At 66.5% G+C, this 19,472-nt stretch carries 14 protein-coding genes; 3 read left to right on the top strand and 11 right to left on the bottom strand.

Features of this window, described 5'->3' with window-relative positions:
- Positions 1-7: 7 nt before the first annotated feature.
- A complete protein-coding gene (locus V5F68_RS20675) occupies positions 8-1,000 on the bottom strand; it encodes a hypothetical protein (protein ID WP_394015506.1) in 993 nt (330 codons plus the stop codon).
- Between the two features lie 263 nt (positions 1,001-1,263).
- Between V5F68_RS20675 and V5F68_RS20680 the strand changes: the two genes are divergently transcribed.
- Both V5F68_RS20680 and V5F68_RS20685 read left to right on the top strand, forming a co-directional pair.
- The gene (locus V5F68_RS20680) at positions 1,264-2,043 is read left to right on the top strand and encodes a bestrophin-like domain (RefSeq protein ID WP_394015505.1); all 780 of its coding nucleotides are present in this window, start codon (positions 1,264-1,266) and stop codon (positions 2,041-2,043) included.
- Between the two features lie 112 nt (positions 2,044-2,155).
- Positions 2,156-4,177, top strand: a complete 2,022-nt coding sequence (locus V5F68_RS20685; RefSeq protein WP_394015504.1) for a methyl-accepting chemotaxis protein — start codon at positions 2,156-2,158, stop codon at positions 4,175-4,177.
- An 18-nt stretch (positions 4,178-4,195) separates the two neighbouring features.
- On the opposite strand, the gene V5F68_RS20690 is transcribed toward V5F68_RS20685, so the two are convergent.
- The gene (locus V5F68_RS20690; protein WP_394015541.1) at positions 4,196-5,542 is read right to left on the bottom strand and encodes an aminotransferase-like domain-containing protein; all 1,347 of its coding nucleotides are present in this window, start codon (positions 5,540-5,542) and stop codon (positions 4,196-4,198) included.
- A 161-nt stretch (positions 5,543-5,703) separates the two neighbouring features.
- On the opposite strand from V5F68_RS20690, the gene V5F68_RS20695 reads away from it, so the two are divergent.
- A complete protein-coding gene (locus V5F68_RS20695; protein WP_394015503.1) occupies positions 5,704-6,564 on the top strand; it encodes a DMT family transporter in 861 nt (286 codons plus the stop codon).
- Positions 6,565-6,669: 105 nt separating this feature from the next.
- Here the strand turns inward: V5F68_RS20695 and pnp are convergent, their stop codons facing one another.
- From pnp to V5F68_RS20740, 9 genes are all read right to left on the bottom strand, one after another.
- Positions 6,670-8,856, bottom strand: a complete 2,187-nt coding sequence (gene pnp / locus V5F68_RS20700) for a polyribonucleotide nucleotidyltransferase (protein WP_394015502.1) — start codon at positions 8,854-8,856, stop codon at positions 6,670-6,672.
- A 254-nt stretch (positions 8,857-9,110) separates the two neighbouring features.
- Entirely contained in the window at positions 9,111-9,380 is a 270-nt protein-coding gene (rpsO, locus tag V5F68_RS20705) for a 30S ribosomal protein S15 (protein WP_348845836.1), read from the bottom strand.
- 500 nt (positions 9,381-9,880) lie between these two features.
- Positions 9,881-10,993 carry a tRNA pseudouridine(55) synthase TruB gene (gene truB, locus V5F68_RS20710; RefSeq protein ID WP_394015540.1) on the bottom strand — a complete coding sequence of 371 codons (1,113 nt, stop codon included), beginning with the start codon at positions 10,991-10,993 and terminating at the stop codon, positions 9,881-9,883.
- Positions 10,994-11,031: 38 nt separating this feature from the next.
- Complete coding sequence (rbfA, locus tag V5F68_RS20715; RefSeq protein ID WP_348845834.1) at positions 11,032-11,475, bottom strand: 30S ribosome-binding factor RbfA; 444 nt, start codon at positions 11,473-11,475, stop codon at positions 11,032-11,034.
- Positions 11,476-11,679: 204 nt separating this feature from the next.
- A complete protein-coding gene (infB, locus tag V5F68_RS20720; RefSeq protein WP_394015501.1) occupies positions 11,680-14,907 on the bottom strand; it encodes a translation initiation factor IF-2 in 3,228 nt (1,075 codons plus the stop codon).
- Entirely contained in the window at positions 14,904-15,623 is a 720-nt protein-coding gene (locus V5F68_RS20725; protein WP_394015500.1) for an RNA-binding protein, read from the bottom strand. Before V5F68_RS20725 ends, infB begins: the two co-directional genes overlap by 4 nt.
- Positions 15,624-15,644: 21 nt before the next feature.
- On the bottom strand, positions 15,645-17,258 hold the full coding sequence (gene nusA / locus V5F68_RS20730; protein WP_394015499.1) for a transcription termination factor NusA: 1,614 nt from the start codon (positions 17,256-17,258) through the stop codon (positions 15,645-15,647).
- Positions 17,258-18,043, bottom strand: coding sequence for a ribosome maturation factor RimP (gene rimP / locus V5F68_RS20735; protein WP_394015498.1), 786 nt, complete (start codon positions 18,041-18,043; stop codon positions 17,258-17,260). The genes nusA and rimP overlap by 1 nt, the downstream gene beginning before the upstream one ends.
- Positions 18,044-18,456: 413 nt before the next feature.
- Positions 18,457-19,458: a DUF4062 domain-containing protein gene (locus tag V5F68_RS20740; RefSeq protein ID WP_394015497.1), complete on the bottom strand. Its 1,002-nt coding sequence runs from the start codon at positions 19,456-19,458 to the stop codon at positions 18,457-18,459.
- Between the last annotated feature and the right edge of the window lie 14 nt (positions 19,459-19,472).

The raw sequence follows: 19,472 nt of genomic DNA on the forward strand, positions 1-19,472 counted from the left end.
CCTGCGCCTAGAACGGCCCGTGGTACAGCGGCTCCAAAGCGGCATATTTGCGATAGACGGAGACGTTTCCGTCGTGCTCGCGGCGATAGATGAACTTGCCGTACTTGCGGGAGGGAAGAATATCCTCCTTGCGCCGGCTGGCATTGTCGATCCGCCAGCGATCCTTCAGCACCTTCTCGTGCTCGGTCGTCGCCTGGGTGTGTGGCAAGGACATATGCTCTTCCAGGGCATAGAAATCCCTGATCTTCCCGCTGTTGCCGTAGTGGTCCATCATCTCCTGGTATTTCTGGCGCACCGCGGGCGCATCCAGCTCGCGCGAAAGATCTTCCAGTTCGATCACCGCCCGCACGCCCTCCTCCGTCTCCACGTAGGACGAGCCGTCCTCCAAGAATTGGACCGCGCCGGTGCGCGCGGTCATCACCACATTGGCGCGCGTGTGCTCGCACAAGAGCTTGTAGAATTTATAGGCGAGGCTGGACTTGATATCCGCTTCGCTCAGGGCGCCCTCGTGGTCCTTGCGATAATCTTCCGCGCGCGCCGCATAGCAGATGATGAGCGCGAGCTTGTAGCTCTGGTCGGGATAGAGAAAGTCGGCCGTCATCCGCGCCAGTTCGTCATAGGTGCCGGCATGGCCCGTGCCCATTTCCCAGCCCAGGCCCTTCATGAGGGTCTCGGTGTCCTTGTGGCTGCCGTGCGCGCCCAGCAGGATCTTGCGGGCCGTGCGGCAGGCCTCGCGGATCTGCGCCATCTGGGTGTCGTAGGCGATGCGATTCTCCTGGCGCGCATGCACGGATATCGAAGCGTCGTTCGCCGCCCGCCGATGCTCCAGCAGCTCGAACAGATTGACCACGTCCACCACCACGTCGCCGAAGATCAGCTGGGTAAAACGCTGCATGCAGGTGCGCGGCACGAATTTCTGCGCGAGATTCTGCGCGCTCTTCTGCACCAGCCCGGTCGGCTCCATGTCCGCCAGATTGAGGAATATGATCCGCTGCGTCACCCGCGCCTCCCCTGTTCGCCGGCTGTCGGAGCCGGTCTTGCGCGCGCCCGTCTTCGCGCGACTGTGGCGTGCCCTTCCTCTTCAGTACAACTCACTTGCGATGCGTCGTAAACCGCCACGGCGCGGCCGCCGCGCACTTTCCTGGCGTCATCGGGGTGTGAAACCGAAAACATATTGCGTCGCGCGCGGCGACTGCCGATAAGCAACGGGGGCGGCGCGTGTTCCCGCGCAGCAGTTATCCGACCGTTACTTTGGGGAATCTTATGAATTCCTGGACCATCGCGATCGTCTCGTTCGCGTGCATGTTCTTCGGTTCGCTGATTGCCCTGCTGGTTGCGCGCGTCTTGCCCGAACGTCACGTCTCCAAGGACACGCAGGACGTGGTGAAGCTGGGCGTGGGCATGATCGCCGCCATGGCCTCCCTCATTCTCGGCCTCATGACCGCCTCGGTGAAGGGCGGCTATGATTCCACCGACAAGGACCTGCACCAATACGCGCTGCACATCATCGCGCTGGATTCTTCGCTGCGCCATTACGGTCCGGCCGCCGTCGGGGCGCGGGCGCTGGTCAATGATTATACCAAGACCATCATCCGGGAGACCTGGCCGGACGCCAAGGACACCCCCAGCCCGTCCGGGACCGACAGCTCCGGCCAATTGCTGCTGAAGCTCGACACCGCGATCCGCGCGCTCTCGCCGACCACAGAAGACCAGCGCGAACTGCGGCAGGAGGCGATCGCCCGCCTCAATTCCATCGTCATCACCCGCTGGACCGTGACGGAGGAAGGCGTCACCGCCATCCCGTTCGTGTTCATCGTGGTGCTGATCGTCTGGCTGTCGCTGATCTTCGCCAGCTTCGGCCTGTTCGCCCCGGGAAATGCGGTGGTGGTGTTGGCGATGTTCCTGTGCTCGCTCTCCATCTCCGGGGCGCTGTTCCTGATCGTGGAGATGGGAGGGCCGTTCGACGGGGTAATCCAGCTCCAGCCCACCCCGCTGCTGGACGCCTTGAAATACATGCCGCAGACCAGCCTCTTGATGCAGTGACCGGCATGCCGCGCACCGGTCCCGCAAGGCACCGCGCGACCCTTGCCCCGACAGCCCGACGCAAGCGTCGCGCCCTAGTTTTGACGTTCAGTCATAACGGGACGTCACAGACATGGGCATTCGCCTGGGCATCGGCCTGAAACTGGGGATCACATCCACCCTGCTGATCCTGCTTTCCGGGGGTGTCATCGTCAGCCGGCAGATCGCCATGTCGCGGATCGACGCCGCGGCGTCGGATGTTCACCTCCAGGCGGAGATCCTCAGGGAAGCGGAGAAGGTCGGTACGCTGCTCAGCGCGATCCGCTCCAATGCGACCGAGCTGATGCTGTCGTTCACCAATATCGACAACGACACCTTGCTGAAGCAGACCTTGAAGGATGTAAGCGCCGCCCAGGCGGGCCTCGACCGGCTGCTGGTGCTGGAAACCCATGACGACGACCGCGAGGAATTTCGCCAGCTGAAGCGGCGGTTCGACGAGATCGGCGCGGCGGTAGCGGACATCGCCCGTTCCGAGGCGGCGCAGCTGGACGCCGTGGACGCCCGCCCGGCGATCCGCCTGCGCGCCCGCTCAGCCTTCTCCATGCTGGCGCTCGACCTCGGCAATGCCGGAAAGAACACTGCCGCGCAGCAGGCCGAGACCCTCGACCTGCTGCTGGACCAGATCAACCTGGCCTCGCTGATCTACGTCACCGAAGGGGATCCCAAGCAGCTCACCATGATCAAGGCCATGGAGGAATCCGGTCAGCGGACGCTGGGCGAGATCAAGGCGTCCATCGGCGACGACGACCGCGCGGGCGACACGCTCGTGCTCGCGGGCCAGGCGTTCGAGGCTTATGTGGCCTCGATCCGCGCCGGCATCGCCGAAATCCAAGCGCGCGACGAGATCATCCGCCAGCGCAGCAAGCCCGCGTTCAACGTTGCGACGGCGGTGCTGAAGCACGTGACCCACGAAAGCCGCCTCCAGTCCGAGGAGGCGGAGCAGGAATCCGCCCAGGCGCTGGACAGCGGCATGACGCAGATCCTGATCTTCTCGATCATCGCCATCGGCGCTTCGATCGCGGCGGCGGCCTATTCGGCGCTCGGCATCGCCGCCCCGATCAAGCGCATGAGCGAAGCGATGGAGGGGCTTTCCGGCGGCAACCTTACGACCGCCATTCCCTATGCCGGCCGTGGCGACGAGGTGGGCGACCAATCCCGCGCCCTCACCGTGTTCCGCGACAGCCTGGCGGAGGCCGAGCACCAGCGCGGCCTCCGGCTGGCCGAGGACCGGGCGGCCGAGGAGCGCCGCAAGGCGGAGATGCGCGCCCTCGCCGACCAGTTCGAAAGCGCCATCGGCGCCGTGGTCGACACCGTGGCCTCGGCCGCGACCGAATTGCAGCAGGCGGCGGAAACCCTCAGTTCCACCGCCGACGAAACCTCGGCCCAGGCCGCCGCCGTCGCGGCCGCAGCCGGCCTTGCCACCACCAATGTGCAATCGGTCGCCTCGGCGGTCGAGGAACTCTCCGCCTCCGCGCGGGCCATCGGCGAGCGCTTGCGCCACTCCACGCAGATGACCGAGCGCGCGGTCAGCGAAGTGGACAATACCAACGGCCAGATGGGCGAATTGCGCGCCTGCGCCGACCAGATCGGCTCCATCGTCAGCGTCATCGACACCATCGCCGGGCAGACCAATCTGCTGGCGCTGAACGCCACCATCGAATCCGCGCGCGCCGGTGCCGCCGGGCGCGGCTTTGCGGTCGTGGCGCAGGAGGTGAAGGAACTCGCCGGGCAGACCGCCAAGGCGACCGCCGATATTTCCGAACGGGTCTCCGGCATCCAGGATTCGACCGGCGACGTGCTCGGCGCCATCACCGGCTTCAGCCGCACCATCGTCGAGCTGAACGCGGGCTCACGCGCCATCGCCGCCGCCATGGACGAGCAGAACGCCACCACCGGCGAGGTCGCGCGCAGCATCCAGCAGGCGGCCACCGGAACCAATGAGGTGACCGCCAACATCGCCGGCGTGGAACGGGCCGCCCAGGCCTCTTCCAATGCCGCGGTTCAGGTGCTCTCCTCCGCCACCGGCCTGTCGCAGCAGGCCGAGCTTCTGCGCGGGCAGGTGCGCACCTTCCTCACCACCGTGCGCGCGGCCTGATCGCGCGCCGGCTCCCCGTCACCGCAGCGATTGCCCGATCACCCGCAGGGCGTCGTTATTCATCTGCGCGACGTTGAAGCGCATGAGGTCGCCGGCCGATTGGGCGACGCTGAACACATTGCCCGGGGCGAGCACGACGCCCGCGCGCAAGGCGGCGGTCGCGAGCTGCGCCGCGTCCTGCCCGTCCGGCAGGCGGCACCAGAGGAAGAAGCCGCCGCGCGGCAGCGTCCAGGGGCGGATGCCGAGCGCGTCCAGCTGGCCAATCATCTCCCGGCGCCGCTTCGCCAGGCGGCTGCGCAGCCCGGCCAGATGCTTGCGATAGCTGCCGTCGCTCAGGGTCGCGAACACAAGCTCGGCCGCGACCGGGCTCGGCCCGCCGAAATTGCTCGCCACCTGGAGGTCGATGAGGCCCTCGATCCAATCCGGCCGGGCGACGATGTAGCCGCAGCGGATGGAGGCCGACAGGGTCTTGGAAAAGCTGCCGATCCGGATCACGCGGGACAATCCGTCGAGCGCCGCGAGGCGGGGCGACGGCTCCGGCTCGAAATCGGCGAGAATCTCGTCCTCCACGATGGTCAGGTCGTGCGCGGCGGCGAGCGTGAGGATGCGATGGGCGCTCTGGGGCGAGAGCGTCGCGCCGGTGGGATTATGGAGCGCCGCATTGGTGAGATAGAGGCGCGGCCGGTGGGCCGCCAGCGTCTCGGCGAAGCGCGCGACATCCGGCCCGTTCGGCGTATAGGGCACGCTGACGATGCGCGCGCCATGGGCGCGCAGCGCCGCCTGGAAATTGAAATAGCAGGGATCGTCCACCAGCACCGTATCGCCGGGCTTCAGCAGGAACCGGCAAAGCAGGTCCATGGCCCGCGACCCCGAGGGCGTCAGCAGGATCTGGTCCGATCCCGCCTCGATGCCCTCCGCCGCGAACTGGCGGACCAGGAGCCGACGCAGGGCGAGCGATCCCCGCGTGGACCCATAATCCGTGAGCACGCTCGCCTCGGCCCGCGCCAGGGCCCGGATCGCCCGGCGCAGCGCCGCCTCAGGCATCCAGTCGGCCGGCAGCCAGCCGCACCCCGGGCGCAGGATGTCCGGCGCGGCATCCAGCGATTGACGGGACACCCACAAGGGATCGATGGCGCGGTCGAGCTTCGGTTCCACATCCCGCAGCGCGACCTGCGGCACGGCGCCGGCCACATAGAAGCCGGAGCCGGGACGCGAGCGGATCAGCCCTTCCGCGGCCAGCCGGTCGTAGGCCTCCACCACCGTCGAGGGCGACACCTGCATGTCGCGGGCGAACTTGCGGATCGAGGGCAGTTTTTCCCCCGCCGTCAGGATCCGGCCGGCCATGCGGCGGCGGATCTCGGCCATGACCGCGCCCGTGCGCATCGCGCTGATGCCGGTTCCGGCGTCGCCGTTCGCCAACTGTATGGGCTCCATGGTCGGTACTGTTCGGCTCCACCGTATGGCTGTGTTGCTGTCGGCGCAATCGCGCATGGGCTATTCGCCGCGAGAGAAGCGGGAAACCCATCATGCAGCATGCGACGGACGGCTGGGGCAGCGGCCTCCTCGGCGTCATCATCTTCAGCGGCTCACTCCCGGCGACGCGGGTGGCGATCGGCGGATTCTCGCCGCTATTCCTCACCTCGGCGCGCGCGGTGATCGCCGCTTTGCTCGGCGCCGCGCTGCTCGCGCTGCTGCGCCAGAAGCGCCCGGCGCGGGGCGATCTTCTGCCGCTGGCGGTGGTGGCGCTCGGGGTGGTGGTCGGCTTTCCGCTGTTGACGGCCCTGGCGCTCCAGCACATCACCTCGGCCCATTCCATGGTGTTCATCGGCCTGCTGCCCCTCTCCACGGCGCTGTTCGGCGTGATCCGGGGCGGCGAGCGGCCGAAGCCGGCGTTCTGGCTGTTCTCTGTGGCCGGGGCCTGCTCCGTCGCGGGCTTCGCCCTCGCGGGCAGCAGTTCGGCTTCGCTGGCCGGCGATCTGCTGATGGTCGCGGCGATCCTGGTCTGCGGCCTCGGCTATGCGGAAGGCGCCCGCCTCTCCCGCCGCCTCGGCGGATGGCAGGTGATTTCCTGGGCGCTGGTGGTGGCGCTGCCGGTCATGGCCGCGATCGCCGGCGCGACCTTGCCGCAGGCCTGGAACGGCATCGGCGCCCCGGCGTGGCTAGGCCTCGCCTATGTCTCCGTCTTCTCCATGCTGATCGGCTTCGTTTTCTGGTACCGGGGCCTGGCGCTCGGCGGCATTGCTGGGGTGGGCCAGCTGCAATTGCTACAGCCCTTCTTCGGATTGGCGCTCGCAGCACTGCTGCTCGGCGAGCCGGTGGCCTGGACCATGGTAGCGGCGGCCGCCGTGGTGGTGCTCTGCGTCGCCGGCTCGCGACGCTTCGCCTAAGAGCAGGTGGCGGCAGCCTCGCGTGACCGCGAGACCGTCATGCACACATGAAAAGGGCGGCCCGAGGGCCGCCCTTTCCGTTCAGATGCGGTGGAAACCGGCCGATCACTCGGCGGCGCCGGCCTCGGTCTCTTCCTTGGCCGCGTCGCGGGCGGCGTCGCGCTCCGCCTTTTCCTTGGCTTCCAGGTCCTCGCCGGTGGTCTGGTCGACCACCTTCATGGACAGGCGGGTCTTGCCGCGCTCGTCGAAGCCGACCAGCTTGACCTTGACCTTGTCGCCTTCCTTGACCACGTCGGAGGTCTTGTTCACCCGTTCCTTGGCGAGCTGGGAGATGTGGACCAGGCCGTCCTTGGAACCGAAGAAGTTCACGAAGGCGCCGAAGTCCACGACCTTCACGACCGTGCCGTCATAGATCTGGCCGACTTCCGGCTCGGAGGCGATGGACTTGATCCAGTTGATCGCCGCCTTGATCGACTCGCCATTGGCGGAGGCGATCTTGATGGTGCCGTCGTCCTCGATGTTGATCTTGGCGCCGGTCTTCTCGACGATCTCGCGGATCACCTTGCCGCCGGACCCGATCACTTCGCGGATCTTGTCCACCGGGATGTTCATCACCTCGATGCGCGGGGCATGCTCGCCGAGTTCCGAACGCGCGGAGGTCAGCGCCTTCGCCATCTCGCCGAGGATGTGGGCGCGGCCTTCCTTGGCCTGGCCGAGGGCGACCTTCATGATCTCCTCGGTGATGCCGGCGATCTTGATGTCCATCTGGAGCGCGGTCACGCCGCGGTCGGTGCCGGCCACCTTGAAGTCCATGTCGCCGAGGTGATCCTCGTCGCCCAGGATGTCCGAAAGAACGGCGAACTTGCCCTCTTCCAGGATCAGGCCCATGGCGATGCCGGCCACCGGACGGCGCAGGGGAACGCCCGCATCCATCAGCGAGAGCGAGGCGCCGCAGACGGTCGCCATGGAGGACGAGCCGTTGGATTCCAGGATCTCGGAGACCACGCGCAGGGTGTAGGGGAATTCATGCTTCGGCGGCAGCATGGGGCGGATGGCGCGCCATGCGAGCTTGCCGTGGCCGATTTCGCGGCGGCCGGGCGAACCCATGCGGCCGGCTTCACCCACCGAGAAGGGGGGGAAGTTGTAGTGCAGCAGGAAGTGCTCCTTATAGGTGCCTTCCAGGCTGTCGATGAACTGCTCGTCCTCGCCGGTGCCCAGCGTGGCGACGACCAGCGCCTGGGTCTCGCCGCGGGTGAACAAAGCCGAGCCGTGGGCGCGCGGCAGCACGCCGACTTCCGACACAATCGGGCGCACGGTGCGCACGTCGCGGCCGTCGATGCGGATGCCGTCGTCGAGGATGGCCCAGCGCACGATCTTGGCTTCGAGCTCTTTCAGCACTTCGCCGACCTGCTGGCTGGCGGGTGCGGGCTGGCCGTCCATGGCCAGTTCCTCGAAATACTTCTTCACCTTGGACTTGGCAGCGCCGACCGCTTCATAGCGGGACTGCTTCTGCACGATCTTGTAGGCGGCGCGCAGGTCGGCTTCCGCGATCTCGCGGATCTTCGCTTCCAGCGCCGAATTGTCGGCGGGCGCGAACGGGCGCGGCTCCTTGGCGGCCTTCTCGGCGAGGCGGATGATGGCCTCGATCACCGGCTGGAAGTGGCGGTGGCCGAACATGACCGCGCCGAGCATGATCTCCTCGGGCAGTTCCTTGGCTTCCGATTCCACCATCAGCACGGCATCGCCGGTGCCGGCGACCACGAGGTCGAGGGCGCTTTCCTTCAGCTCGTCGGTGGTCGGGTTCAGCACATATTCATTGTCGATGAAGCCGACGCGGGCGCCGCCGATGGGGCCCATGAAGGGCACGCCGGAGAGCGTGAGCGCGGCGGAAGCGCCGACGATGCCGGCGATGTCCGGATCATTCTCCAGGTCGTGCGCCAGCACGGTGATGACCACCTGGGTCTCGTTGCGATAGCCGTCGGCGAACAGCGGGCGGATCGGGCGGTCGATCAGGCGGGAGACCAGGGTCTCCTTTTCGCTCGGGCGGCCTTCGCGCTTGAAATAGCCGCCGGGGATGCGGCCGGCCGCATAGGTCTTTTCCTGGTAATTGACCGTCAGCGGGAAGAAATCGATGCCGGGCTTCGCCTCACGGGCGGAAACGGCGGTGGCGAGAACCTTGGTGTCGCCATAGGTGACCAGAACCGCGCCGTCTGCCTGGCGGGCCATCTTGCCGGTCTCAAGGATCAGGGTACGTCCACCCCAATCCAGTTCCTCGCGATGAATATCGAACATGGAATTATCTCTCTCGTCCTTCGAAGCGGGAGAGCCATGAGCAAGACGGCCGGACGCACCGCGCGCCTGCGCTTCCCGCATCGGGAAGGCGTGCGACGGTTGCGTCCGGCGATCCTGCCATGACTTTCCCTTGAGCTTCGCTTTTGCGCGGCGGGCCCCATGCCCGACACGTCGTGCCCCGCCTCACGGGCGGTGCACCGGAGCCTGCCACGGAAAAGGTCCGACCTTTTCGACCGCGACAGGCTCCGCCGGCATCAGCGACGCAGGCCCAGACGCTCGATCAGCGCCTTGTAACGGGCTTCGTCCTTGCGCTTCAGATAGTCCAGAAGGCTGCGGCGGGTGGAGACCAGCTTCAGCAGGCCGCGGCGGGAATGGTTGTCCTTGTTATGGGACTTGAAGTGCTCGGTCAGGTTGGCGATGCGTTCGGACAGAATCGCAACCTGGACCTCCGGCGAACCCGTGTCGCCGGCCTTGGCACCGAAATCCTGAATGAGCGCCTGCTTGCGCTCGACCGTGATCGACATCGGATGATCCTTTCAGTCAGAAGAAAACCAAAGGCTCCGCCAAAGCGCACGGGCCGCAGCTGCGAAACAGGCCGCGGAACACGGGTGCTGTGGGGGCCTTGCCCATTCGGCCGGGCCGGGATGTCGTCCAGCGCGGTCAAATAAAAGGGCGCGCGCAGGCCCCGGGAAAATCCCAGGGGAGCTGCACGCGCGCACCATACACGAAAGCCCCTCAAGCGCCAGTGGTTCTTGAAACCGGCGCAGAACGGCTTGCCGCCCCTTGAGAGCGGGCACCCTCCCCGGCGTACGTGCCCTGCCCCTCCCCATCCGCTTCCCCCGTAAACGGGAGAGGGGATCGGCCAGCCTTAGGAGGCGGTGAAGGGACGAAAAGCGCCATCGGCTCCCTCTCCCGCATGCGGGGGAGGGTTGGGGAGGGGGCGGCGCCCCTTCCGGCGCATGGGGCGTTCAGGAACGACCTCTCCCACGCCGGGGTCAGGAGGTTCGCTGCAGAAGGCTCTCTCTCACGCCGTGCGGCGCAGGGCCCGCGGCATGGCGCGGGACCAGTTGAACACGCGGTGCGGGCGGATCTCGCCTTCCACCATATCGCCGATCGCCACGAGGCTGCCCTGGCAGCTCACCGCCACGTGGCCGTCGAAGATCGGCGCGTCGCGGCCGCGCAGGAACACGTTCTGCCCGCAGCGCAGGCGATGGGCATCCTGCGGCGAAAGCGAGAGCTGCGGCAGTTCCTCCAGCGCGCAGTCCACCGGGTCGAGCGCCTCGAACAGCGGCCCCTCGCCGGCATCGGCGCGGGCGCGCAGGTCGTCGAGCGTCACCAGCTGCTCCTCCAGGAACGCCCCCACGGCCGCGCGGCGCAGCATGGAGACATGCCCGCGCGTGCCGAGGATGCGGCCGAGGTCGCGGGCGATGGCGCGCACATAGGTGCCCTTGCCGCATTCCGCTTCCAGCACCGCGTGATCGGCATCGGGCCGATCCACCAGATCCAGCCGGTGGATCACCACCGGGCGGGCCTCCAGCACCACCTGCTCACCCTCGCGGGCGAGATCATAGGCGCGCTCGCCGGCGATTTTCAGGGCGGAATAGGCGGGCGGCACCTGCATCACCTCGCCCCGGAAGTGCTCCAGCGCGTCGAGAATGTTGTCGTCGCTCGGCCGCACGTCGCTGGTGGCGACCGGCGAGCCCTCGGCATCGTCGGTGTCCATCTCCGTGCCGAAGCGCACGGTGAAACGATAGGTCTTCTGCCCGTCCATCACATAGGGCACGGTCTTGGTGGCCTCGCCGAAGGCGATCGGCAGGCAGCCGGACGCGAGCGGATCGAGCGTGCCGGCATGGCCCGCCTTCTTGGCGTTAAACAGGCGCTTCACCACCGAAACCGCCTGGGTGGAGGTCATGCCCACCGGCTTGTCCAGCAGCACCCAGCCGTCGATATCGCGCTTGGGCAGGCGCGGGCGCTGGGGATCTTCCGGCGCGCGCGGCGTGCGGGGGCGCGGATCGGCGCTCTTGTAGCGCGGGCGCTCGCCCTCGCGCGGAGCGCGGCCGCCGAACTCGCTCTGGCGGGCATCCGCCTCGCTCACCAGCGGGCCGGCGACCGGGTTCTGGTTCAGGCCAAGGGTCACGTCCAGGGTCGCCGCGCCGGCTTCATCCTCGATCCGCATCATTCGTTTTCCGTCTTGGTCTTGTCGTCGAGGGTGAAGGGCTCGTGTTCCAGATCGCGCAGCACTTCCGGCTTGCGCAGCAGCGCGTCGATGCGCGCGCCTTCCTCGAACGAGGTGTCCTTCATGAAGCGCAGGGAGGGGACCGATTTCAGCTCCACCCGCCGGCCGACCTCGGTGCGCAGCACCTTCTGGTGCGCCGCCAGCGCCTTCAGCACCGGCTGGATGTCTTGTCCGCCGAGCGGCATGACATAGCAGGTGGCGATCTTCAGGTCCGGCGACATGCGCACTTCCGGCACCGTGATGATGCGGCCGGAGAGCACCGGGTCCACCACCGCATCGCCGCGCGCGAGCACGTCGGCCAAGGCGTGGCGCACCAGTTCGCCGACGCGCAGCATGCGCTGGCTCGGGCCCGAGCCCGGTCCAGAACGAGTTTGAGTCTTCATTGTCGAAACCTTCTCGGCGCGCCGCTTTGCGCGGATCTTGAGCGCCATTGAAAACATGAGGCCGGCGGGCTTGGACCGTCCGGCCTCGATGGCAATCAACCCCGAAAACCCGGCGAACGCGTGGCGCCGGCCGGCGGGGACGCGCACGGCCTCCCGCCCCGGACGGGGAAGGAGGCCGAAAGCGCGGGCCGTGTCAGGCGATCATCACAGCGAACGCTGGATGACCTCGACGCGGTAGCATTCGATGACGTCGCCGGCGCGCATGTCCTGGTAGTTCTCGAACGACATGCCGCATTCCTGGCCCGCGACCACGCTGTTCACGCTGTCCTTGAACCGGTTCAGCGTGGCGAGCTTGCCTTCGTGGATCACGACATTGTCGCGGATCAGGCGCACATGCTGGCCGCGCTCCACCGTGCCGTCGGTGACCCGGCAACCCGCGACCTTGCCCACCTTGGAGACCGCGAAGATCTCCAGGATGAGGGCATTGCCCAGCATCGTCTCGCGATTGATGGGGGCGAGCAGGCCGCTCATGGCCTTCTTCACGTCGTCCACCAGGTCGTAGATGATGTTGTAGTAGCGGATCTCGATGCCGGCCTGTGCGGCGGCATCGCGGGCTTCCTTGTTGGCGCGCACGTTGAAGGCGATGATCGCGGCGCCGGAGGTTTCCGCCAGCGTCACGTCGCTCTCGTTGATGCCGCCGGCACCGGCGTGGATCACGCGGGCCTGAACCTCGTCGTTGCCGACCTTTTCCAGCGCGCCGATGATGGCTTCCACCGAGCCCGACACGTCGCCCTTGATGATGAGCGGGAATTCCTTCCGGCCGGTCGACTTGACCTGGCTCATCATCTGTTCGAGCGAGCCGCGCATGGTTGCGGAGCGAGCCGCCGCCTTCTCGCGCTTCTGGCGCTGGCGGTAATCGGTGATCTCGCGGGCGCGGGCTTCGTTTTCCACCACCGCGAGGCGGTCGCCCGCCTCCGGGGTGCCGTTGAAGCCGAGCACTTCCACCGGCACCGAGGGGCCGGCTTCGTCCACGTTCGCGCCAGTGTCGTTGATGAGGGCGCGCACGCGGCCCCATTCGGCACCCGCCACCACGATCTCGCCGATATGCAGCGTGCCGCGCTGAACCAGCACGGTGGCCACCGGGCCGCGACCGCGATCCAGCTTGGCCTCGACCACCGTTCCTTCCGCGGGGCGGGTGGGATCGGCGGTCAAATCGAGCAGTTCGCTCTGCAGGGCGATCAGCTCCAGCAGCTTGTCGAGATTGAGCTTCTTGGTGGCGGAAACTTCCACTTCCAAGGTCTCACCGCCCAGGCTTTCCACCTGGATCTCGTGCTGGAGCAGCTCGCTGCGGACCCGCTCGGGCTTGGCGTCGGGCTTATCGATCTTGTTGATGGCGACGATGATCGGCACGCCCGCCGCCTTGGCGTGGGCGATCGCTTCCGCCGTCTGGGGCATCACGCCGTCGTCGGCCGCCACCACCAGCACCACGATGTCCGTCACCTTGGCGCCGCGGGCGCGCATGGCGGTGAAGGCGGCGTGGCCGGGGGTGTCGATGAAGGTGATCTTGCTGCCCGAGGGCGAAGTCACCTGATAGGCGCCGATATGCTGGGTGATGCCGCCGGCCTCGCCGGAGACCACGGCGGTCTTGCGGATCGCGTCCAGCAGCGAGGTCTTGCCGTGGTCGACATGGCCCATGATGGTCACGACGGCCGGGCGCGGCTGCAGGTTTTCCGGCGCGTCGACGGTGTCGAACAGGCCTTCTTCCACATCCGATTCCGACACGCGGCGCACCGTGTGGCCGAGATCCTCGGCGATCAGCTGGGCGGTGTCGGCGTCGACCACGTCCGTGATCTTCACCATCTGGCCCTGCTTCATCAGCATGCGGATCACGTCCACCGCTCGCTCGGACATGCGGTTGGCGAGTTCCTGGATGGTGATGGTCTCGGGCAGGATCACCTCGCGGCTGATCTTTTCCTTGGTCTCCTGCACCCGGTGGCCGGTCATGCGCTGGGTGCGGCGGCGGAACGAAGCGAGCGAGCGCTGGCGTTCCTCGTCGCCCGACAAGGCGGTCACGAGGGTCAGGCGGCCGCGGCTCTTCTCGGCGCCGGGGCCCTTGGGCAGCTTGGCCGGGGGGGCGGGACGCGGCGCGGCGGGACCGCGGCGGACCGCTGCACCCTTGCGCTCGTCCTCCTCGCTCGTCTCCGTGGCGGTGGTGCCGGCGGGACGCGCGGTGAGGGGACGGGCGGTGGTGGTGGATGCCGGGGTGGCGGTGCCGGAACGCGCGGCGGCGCCGCTCTGGTCCTCGCCGCCGAAGCGCTTGCGCGCCTCCTGCTCGGCGCGGCGCTTGCTCTCGTCCTCGTTGGCGCGGCGGCTTTCTTCCTCGCGCTTGCGGGCTTCGGCGGCGTCGCGCTCGGCACGTTCGATGCGCTCGCGCTCGGCGCGGCGACGCGCCTCTTCCTCGGCGATGCGGCGCTCTTCCGCCATGCGCCGCTCTTCCACTTCGCGGACGCGGGCGTCGGCGAGGGCGCTGGCGCGCATGTTGCGTTCTTCATCGGTCAGGGTGCGCAGCACCACGCCCGATCCGCCGGGGCGGTTGGAACCGGGACGCCCGGCCGGAGCGCCACCGGTACCGGGACGGCGCTCGCCGCTCGGCGCGGCACCGCCACGCTGGGGCGCGCCCTGGCCGGTGCGCTGGGCCTGGCCGGAGGCCGACTGGCCGCCGCGCTGGGGTGCGCCGGACGCGCGGTTGGCACCGGCGCCGGACGCGCCGGCAGGGCGCGAGGAGGAGCCGGACGCACCGGTGCGGCCTTCGCCGGTCCGGGCCGGAGCGGCGGGGCGCGTCTCGGCGGGACGCGATTCGGGGGCTTTTGCCTCGGCGGGTTTTGCGTCCATCGGCTTTGCTTGCGAGACGGGTTCCGGGGTTGCCTTAGAGGCAGGAGCGGGTTCAACCGGCGCCTTGGCCTCGACCGCGGGCGCCGCGACCGGAGCGGGAGCCGCAGCCTCGGGTTCGGCCGGAGCGGCAGGTGCCTTCGCAGCCGGGGCCTTGGCCGCCGGAGCGGCGGGCGCAACCGGGGTCGGCTCGGGCGCCTTGGCTTCCACCGCGGCGGCGGGCGCTTCGGCGCGAACCGGGGCCGGCGCAGGAGGCGCAGCCGGGCGCGGCGCCGCCGGAGCGGTTCCGGCAGAGGCGGCGGGCGCAGCAGGCGCGGCCGGGCGCGGCGCAGGGGCCGCCGGCGCAGCCGGAGTTGCACCCGCCGGCGCTGCGTCACCTGGGCCGAAGACGCGGCGCTTCACCTTTTCCACCACGACCGCCTTGGAGCGGCCATGGCTGAAGCTCTGGCGCACGGTGCCCTGCTCCACGGGTCGCTTGAGTGTCAGCGTCTTGCCGGTGGCAGGGTGGAGCGTCTTGTCGCCGGGTGTCTTAGTGTCGTTCATTCCGTATCCGTTCCTGGCATCCGGTCGAGCGTCAGGCCATGCCCGTCCGGTGCGCGGGCGGATGTTCCCATCCGCCAGCGCTCGAGCTTTCGGCAGCGCGCGAGAAATCCCGCGGTCGTCGGATGCGCGAGCAGCGCAGCGTGTACCACATTTGACCGCCCGAGCGCCAAGTCCAATTCGAGGCCCGATAAACAGTCGACGATGTCCACCGGGCTCATGCCGGCGGCTTCTCTCTGACGGGCGATGCCGTCGAGTTTGCGTTTCCCGTCCGGACGGCCGTCGGCAGCATGCAGCAGCACGCGCACAGGGTCCGCATGGAGGGCGGCATCCACCTTGGTGGTGCCGGTGATGACGCGGCCCGCTTTGTTCGCCATGGACAGGGCGCTGCGGACTTCGGTCAGCATCAGGGATTCGATGAGGTCGGACAAATCCGGGGCAATCGTGCCCTTGCCCTTGAACGCGCGGCCGAACGCCTTGCGCTTCAAGGCTTCGGCGAGGGCGGCGCGGGTCGCGGTGACCCAGGCGCCCCGGCCGGGAAGCTTAGCGGCGAGGTCCGGGACGATGGTGCCGTCCGGCCCCACCACGAAGCGGATCATCTGCGAAACCGGCGTGACGGCGCGCGTCGCGAGGCACAGACGCGCCAGCGGCGCACGCGCGGACACAAGCCCGCGCGGCCCCCCATCGGTCTCTTCCTCGATCAAACTCGCTGCCAGCACGCCGGGTCATCTCCACTTCTCTCAGGTCTGGGCTTCGTCGGACGGGTCCTCGTCATCCGCGCCATCGGCGGGGGTGTCGAGATCGTCCTGCGAAATCCAGCCGGCCACGACACGGGCCTGCATGATGATGTGTTCCGCGTCCTCGCGGCTCACTTCGAAGCCGTCGAGCGCGCCGGGGAAGCGGGTGGTCTCGCCGTCCTTGCGCTCGGACCAGCCGGTCAGATCGTCGGTGGCGCAGCCGGCCAGGTCTTCCACGGTCTTGATGTCGTGCTTGCCGAACGCCACCAGCATCTTGGAGGTGACGCCGGGCACGGTCGCGAGGGCGTCTTCCACGCCCAGTTCCTTGCGCTCATTGTCGAGCGCCTCTTCCACGTCCGCGAGATGCTTCAGAGCGCGCGCCTGCAATTCGCCGGCGGTCTCCTCGTCGAAGCCCTCGATGGAGGCGAGTTCGGAAATCGGCACATAGGCGATTTCCTCGACGCTCGCGAAGCCTTCAGACGCGAGCAATTGACCCATCATCTCGTCGAGGTCCAGGGCCTCGGCGAACATGGTGGTGCGCTCGGCGAATTCCTTCTGGCGCCGCTCGCTCTCTTCCGCCTCGGTCATGATGTCGATGTCCCAGCCGGTCAGCTGGGAAGCGAGGCGCACATTCTGTCCGCGCCGGCCGATGGCGAGCGAGAGCTGGGCGTCGGGCACCACCACTTCGATGCGCTCGCGCTCCTCGTCCAGCACCACCTTGACCACTTCGGCCGGGGCGAGCGCATTGACGATGAAGGTGGCGATATCCGGGTTCCAGGGGATGATGTCGATCTTCTCGCCCTGCAGCTCGTTCACCACCGCCTGCACGCGCGAGCCGCGCATGCCGACGCAGGCGCCGACCGGGTCCACCGACTGGTCGCGCGAGATCACCGCGATCTTGGCGCGCGAGCCGGGGTCGCGGGCGACCGCCTTGATCTCGACGATGCCGTCGTAGATTTCCGGCACTTCCTGGGCGAACAGCTTCGCCATGAACTGCGGATGGGTGCGCGAGAGGAATATCTGCGGCCCGCGCGGCTCACGCCGCACGTCGTAGATATAGGCGCGCACGCGGTCGCCGGTCTTCACCACTTCGCGCGGCAGCAGTTCGTCGCGGCGCAGGATGGCTTCGCCGCGGCCGAGATCGACCACCACATTGCCGTATTCCACCCGCTTCACGAGGCCGTTGGAGACCTCGCCGATGCGGTCCTTGTATTCGTCATACTGGCGATCGCGCTCGGCCTCGCGCACCTTCTGCACGATCACCTGCTTGGCGCTCTGCGCGGCGATGCGGCCGAAATCGAACGGGGGCAGCGTATCGGCGATGGTGTCGCCGACCTGGGCGGCGGGATTGTGCCGGCGCGCGCCATCCAGCGTGATCTCGGTGGCGAAATTCTCCACCTCGTCCACCACCAGCAGATGGCGGGCGAGCCGCAATTCGCCGGTCTTGGGATTGATGTCGGCGTGGATGTCCGTCTCCTGGCCGTAGCGCGAGCGCGCGGCCTTGGCGATGGCATCTTCCATGGCGGCGATGACGATGCTGCGATCGATCGTCTTCTCGCGGGCGACCGCTTCGGCGATCTGCAGAAGCTCGAGCCGGTTTGCGCTGACGGCAACCATCAGTGCGTCTCCTTCGCTTTGGCATTGCCGCCCTTCGCCTTGCGGGCGGACGGCTTCGATTGGGACTTGTCGGCCTTGGGCTTCGCGAGCTTGCGCGGCTGCAAGGGTTTGGCCGCCTTGGCGGGGGCGGAAGCCTCGGCGGCTTCGGCGGCGAGATCGTCGAGCGCGCCGTCGGCCAATTCCTCGTCCGCATCCTCCATCGCGCGGCCGGCGGCTTTCGCCCGGCGCAGCGCCTCGGTGATGAGGTCTTCCGTGAGGATCAGGCGGGCATCGCCGATATCGGCGACCGGCAGGCGCGAGACCGGATCTTCGCCGGCGGGCGCATCGGGGCGGCGCACCAGGGCCAGGCCGCCCTCGGTGCCGAGCAGGATGCCGCGGAAGCGCTTTCGGCCGTCCAGCGGCACGGCCATTTCCACCTTCACCTCATGGCCCGACCAGCGGTCGAAATCGGTGAGGCGCACCAAAGGCCGGTCGATGCCGGGGGAGGAGATTTCCAGGCGATAGGCGCTGGCGATGGGGTCTTCCACATCAAGCACGGGGGAGATGGCGCGGGAGACCAGCTCGCAATCGTCGATGGTCATGGAGCCGTCGGGCCGCTCGGCCATGATCTGCAGCGTGCCGCCGTCGCGGGCCGTGTGCTTGACGCGCACCAGCCGCATGCCGAGGCCGGCGAGCACGGGACCGACGATGCCGGCGACGCGCGCGGCCACACCCGTCTCGATGATGAGGCGGGGCTCGTTCAGGTCTGCGGTGTCCACACCGTGGGTCGCTTGCGTATCGGTCATGTCCCTCCGGGACGTCTTTCTTTTCCTGTGGCGCGGATGCGCCGAATTTTTACCGGCGCATCTGCGCCTTCCTTGTCGTGCGGCGCGTGGGCGCCGAACCTTGGCCTTTTCGCCGCCTTCACCCCGCACCGGCCAACCTTAAGGCGGCGGCGACGCGGACGAGATCGAAGCGTTTCGAAACCGCAACCGTGCGGCGCCTTGTGCGCCCCGCGGACGATCGCGTAAACGAAAATCGAGCGGGTCCCGGCGGGGGCCCACTCTCATCACCTTCGACGACGATGGCTCTGAGGTATCCCCACTGGGGGACAGCGCTAATATAGACGGAACGGCGGGGGATGCAAGGGCGGGGGATGGGGGATCGACTCCAGAGAGACCATTTCAATTCATCGGATTCGCGAATCGTGAATGGGCCGCTACTTTGGCTTGGCTACGTCTGCGAATAATGCCGGAAGCCCCAGAGCGCGCCGGGCATCATCAAAGTCACTCTTTGCACCGAGTGAGGTAAGAAGTAAGTCTTCAACGATAGATATTTTTTTATCTAGATCCTCTTTATTTTTGCAATATTTTTTAATATTGATAATTATATTATCTGTGGTATTTGAGTTTCGTATTATTGACTCCGCATCAAGCTCATTGATGTCGAATGTAGTGCGCAAGAATGAAAACCAATTATTCGATTTTAGCAAAATATTTTGCTTATTTTCTTCAAACCTGGCAGTCTCTTTCGCGAAAAGCTGGCCAGACTCCTCCGGATCCACCTTTTTTATCAGGGCTTCTAGATAGTTTTTTAAAGTTTCATTTGTTAATCTGAGATCAGAAACCTGTTCAGACAGCGCCGCAATTTGCTTTTGCTGAGCCCTTGCTTTTAACATTTCTCTAAATAGCCCAGCCCATTGCTCCCGCAACCACGTCTCGATCTGCGACGATCTTTCAAAAGAAAATATTGGATTATTGCGAGGTCTTGAGACAATAGTCTCTATTAATTTAAATACATTTATCGACTCCACGTGGGCATATGAGATATTTTCGTGTTCTTTATTTTTTAAGTATGTCTGATATTCAGTATAAACTGAATTTTCAATCAGAATAAAAATTGGGACGTCGGAATTACACGCACTCTCATATTCTTTTTTTGTAACACTTTCATAATATCCAATACGGACATCTGCTCGTTGCGAGTCAGGCGTACTGATTTCAGATCCATATCTTCCTCCAATGATCAAAACAAATATATCGGCTGAAGATGCCTCCCTATAGCAGGAAATATCCAATGCAACATCCGGATGATAAGTAACGTCGCCCCTTTCTGATAAAACTGGCTCATAACCCAGAGATTCGACGAAAAGCTCAAGAGATGACCGAATATGCTTCAGATCATAATAAGTAGAACTTACAAAAATGCGAGGCCGCGCCATCTTTTAATTTCCGG

The sequence above is a fragment of the Roseixanthobacter pseudopolyaromaticivorans genome (assembly GCF_043195145.2).
Lineage (GTDB): Bacteria > Pseudomonadota > Alphaproteobacteria > Rhizobiales > Xanthobacteraceae > NCEH01.

Coding starts and splice junctions, on each gene's coding strand:
- V5F68_RS20680 (WP_394015505.1), top strand. CDS start 1,264: ATGAATTCCTGGACCATCGCGATCGTCTCGTTCGCGTGCATGTTCTTC.
- V5F68_RS20695 (WP_394015503.1), top strand. CDS start 5,704: ATGCAGCATGCGACGGACGGCTGGGGCAGCGGCCTCCTCGGCGTCATC.
- rimP (WP_394015498.1), bottom strand. CDS start 18,043: ATGACCGATACGCAAGCGACCCACGGTGTGGACACCGCAGACCTGAAC.
- rbfA (WP_348845834.1), bottom strand. CDS start 11,475: ATGAAGACTCAAACTCGTTCTGGACCGGGCTCGGGCCCGAGCCAGCGC.
- V5F68_RS20740 (WP_394015497.1), bottom strand. CDS start 19,458: ATGGCGCGGCCTCGCATTTTTGTAAGTTCTACTTATTATGATCTGAAG.
- pnp (WP_394015502.1), bottom strand. CDS start 8,856: ATGTTCGATATTCATCGCGAGGAACTGGATTGGGGTGGACGTACCCTG.
- V5F68_RS20685 (WP_394015504.1), top strand. CDS start 2,156: ATGGGCATTCGCCTGGGCATCGGCCTGAAACTGGGGATCACATCCACC.
- V5F68_RS20690 (WP_394015541.1), bottom strand. CDS start 5,542: ATGGCCGAGATCCGCCGCCGCATGGCCGGCCGGATCCTGACGGCGGGG.
- nusA (WP_394015499.1), bottom strand. CDS start 17,258: ATGGTTGCCGTCAGCGCAAACCGGCTCGAGCTTCTGCAGATCGCCGAA.
- infB (WP_394015501.1), bottom strand. CDS start 14,907: ATGAACGACACTAAGACACCCGGCGACAAGACGCTCCACCCTGCCACC.
- rpsO (WP_348845836.1), bottom strand. CDS start 9,380: ATGTCGATCACGGTCGAGCGCAAGCAGGCGCTCATTCAGGATTTCGGT.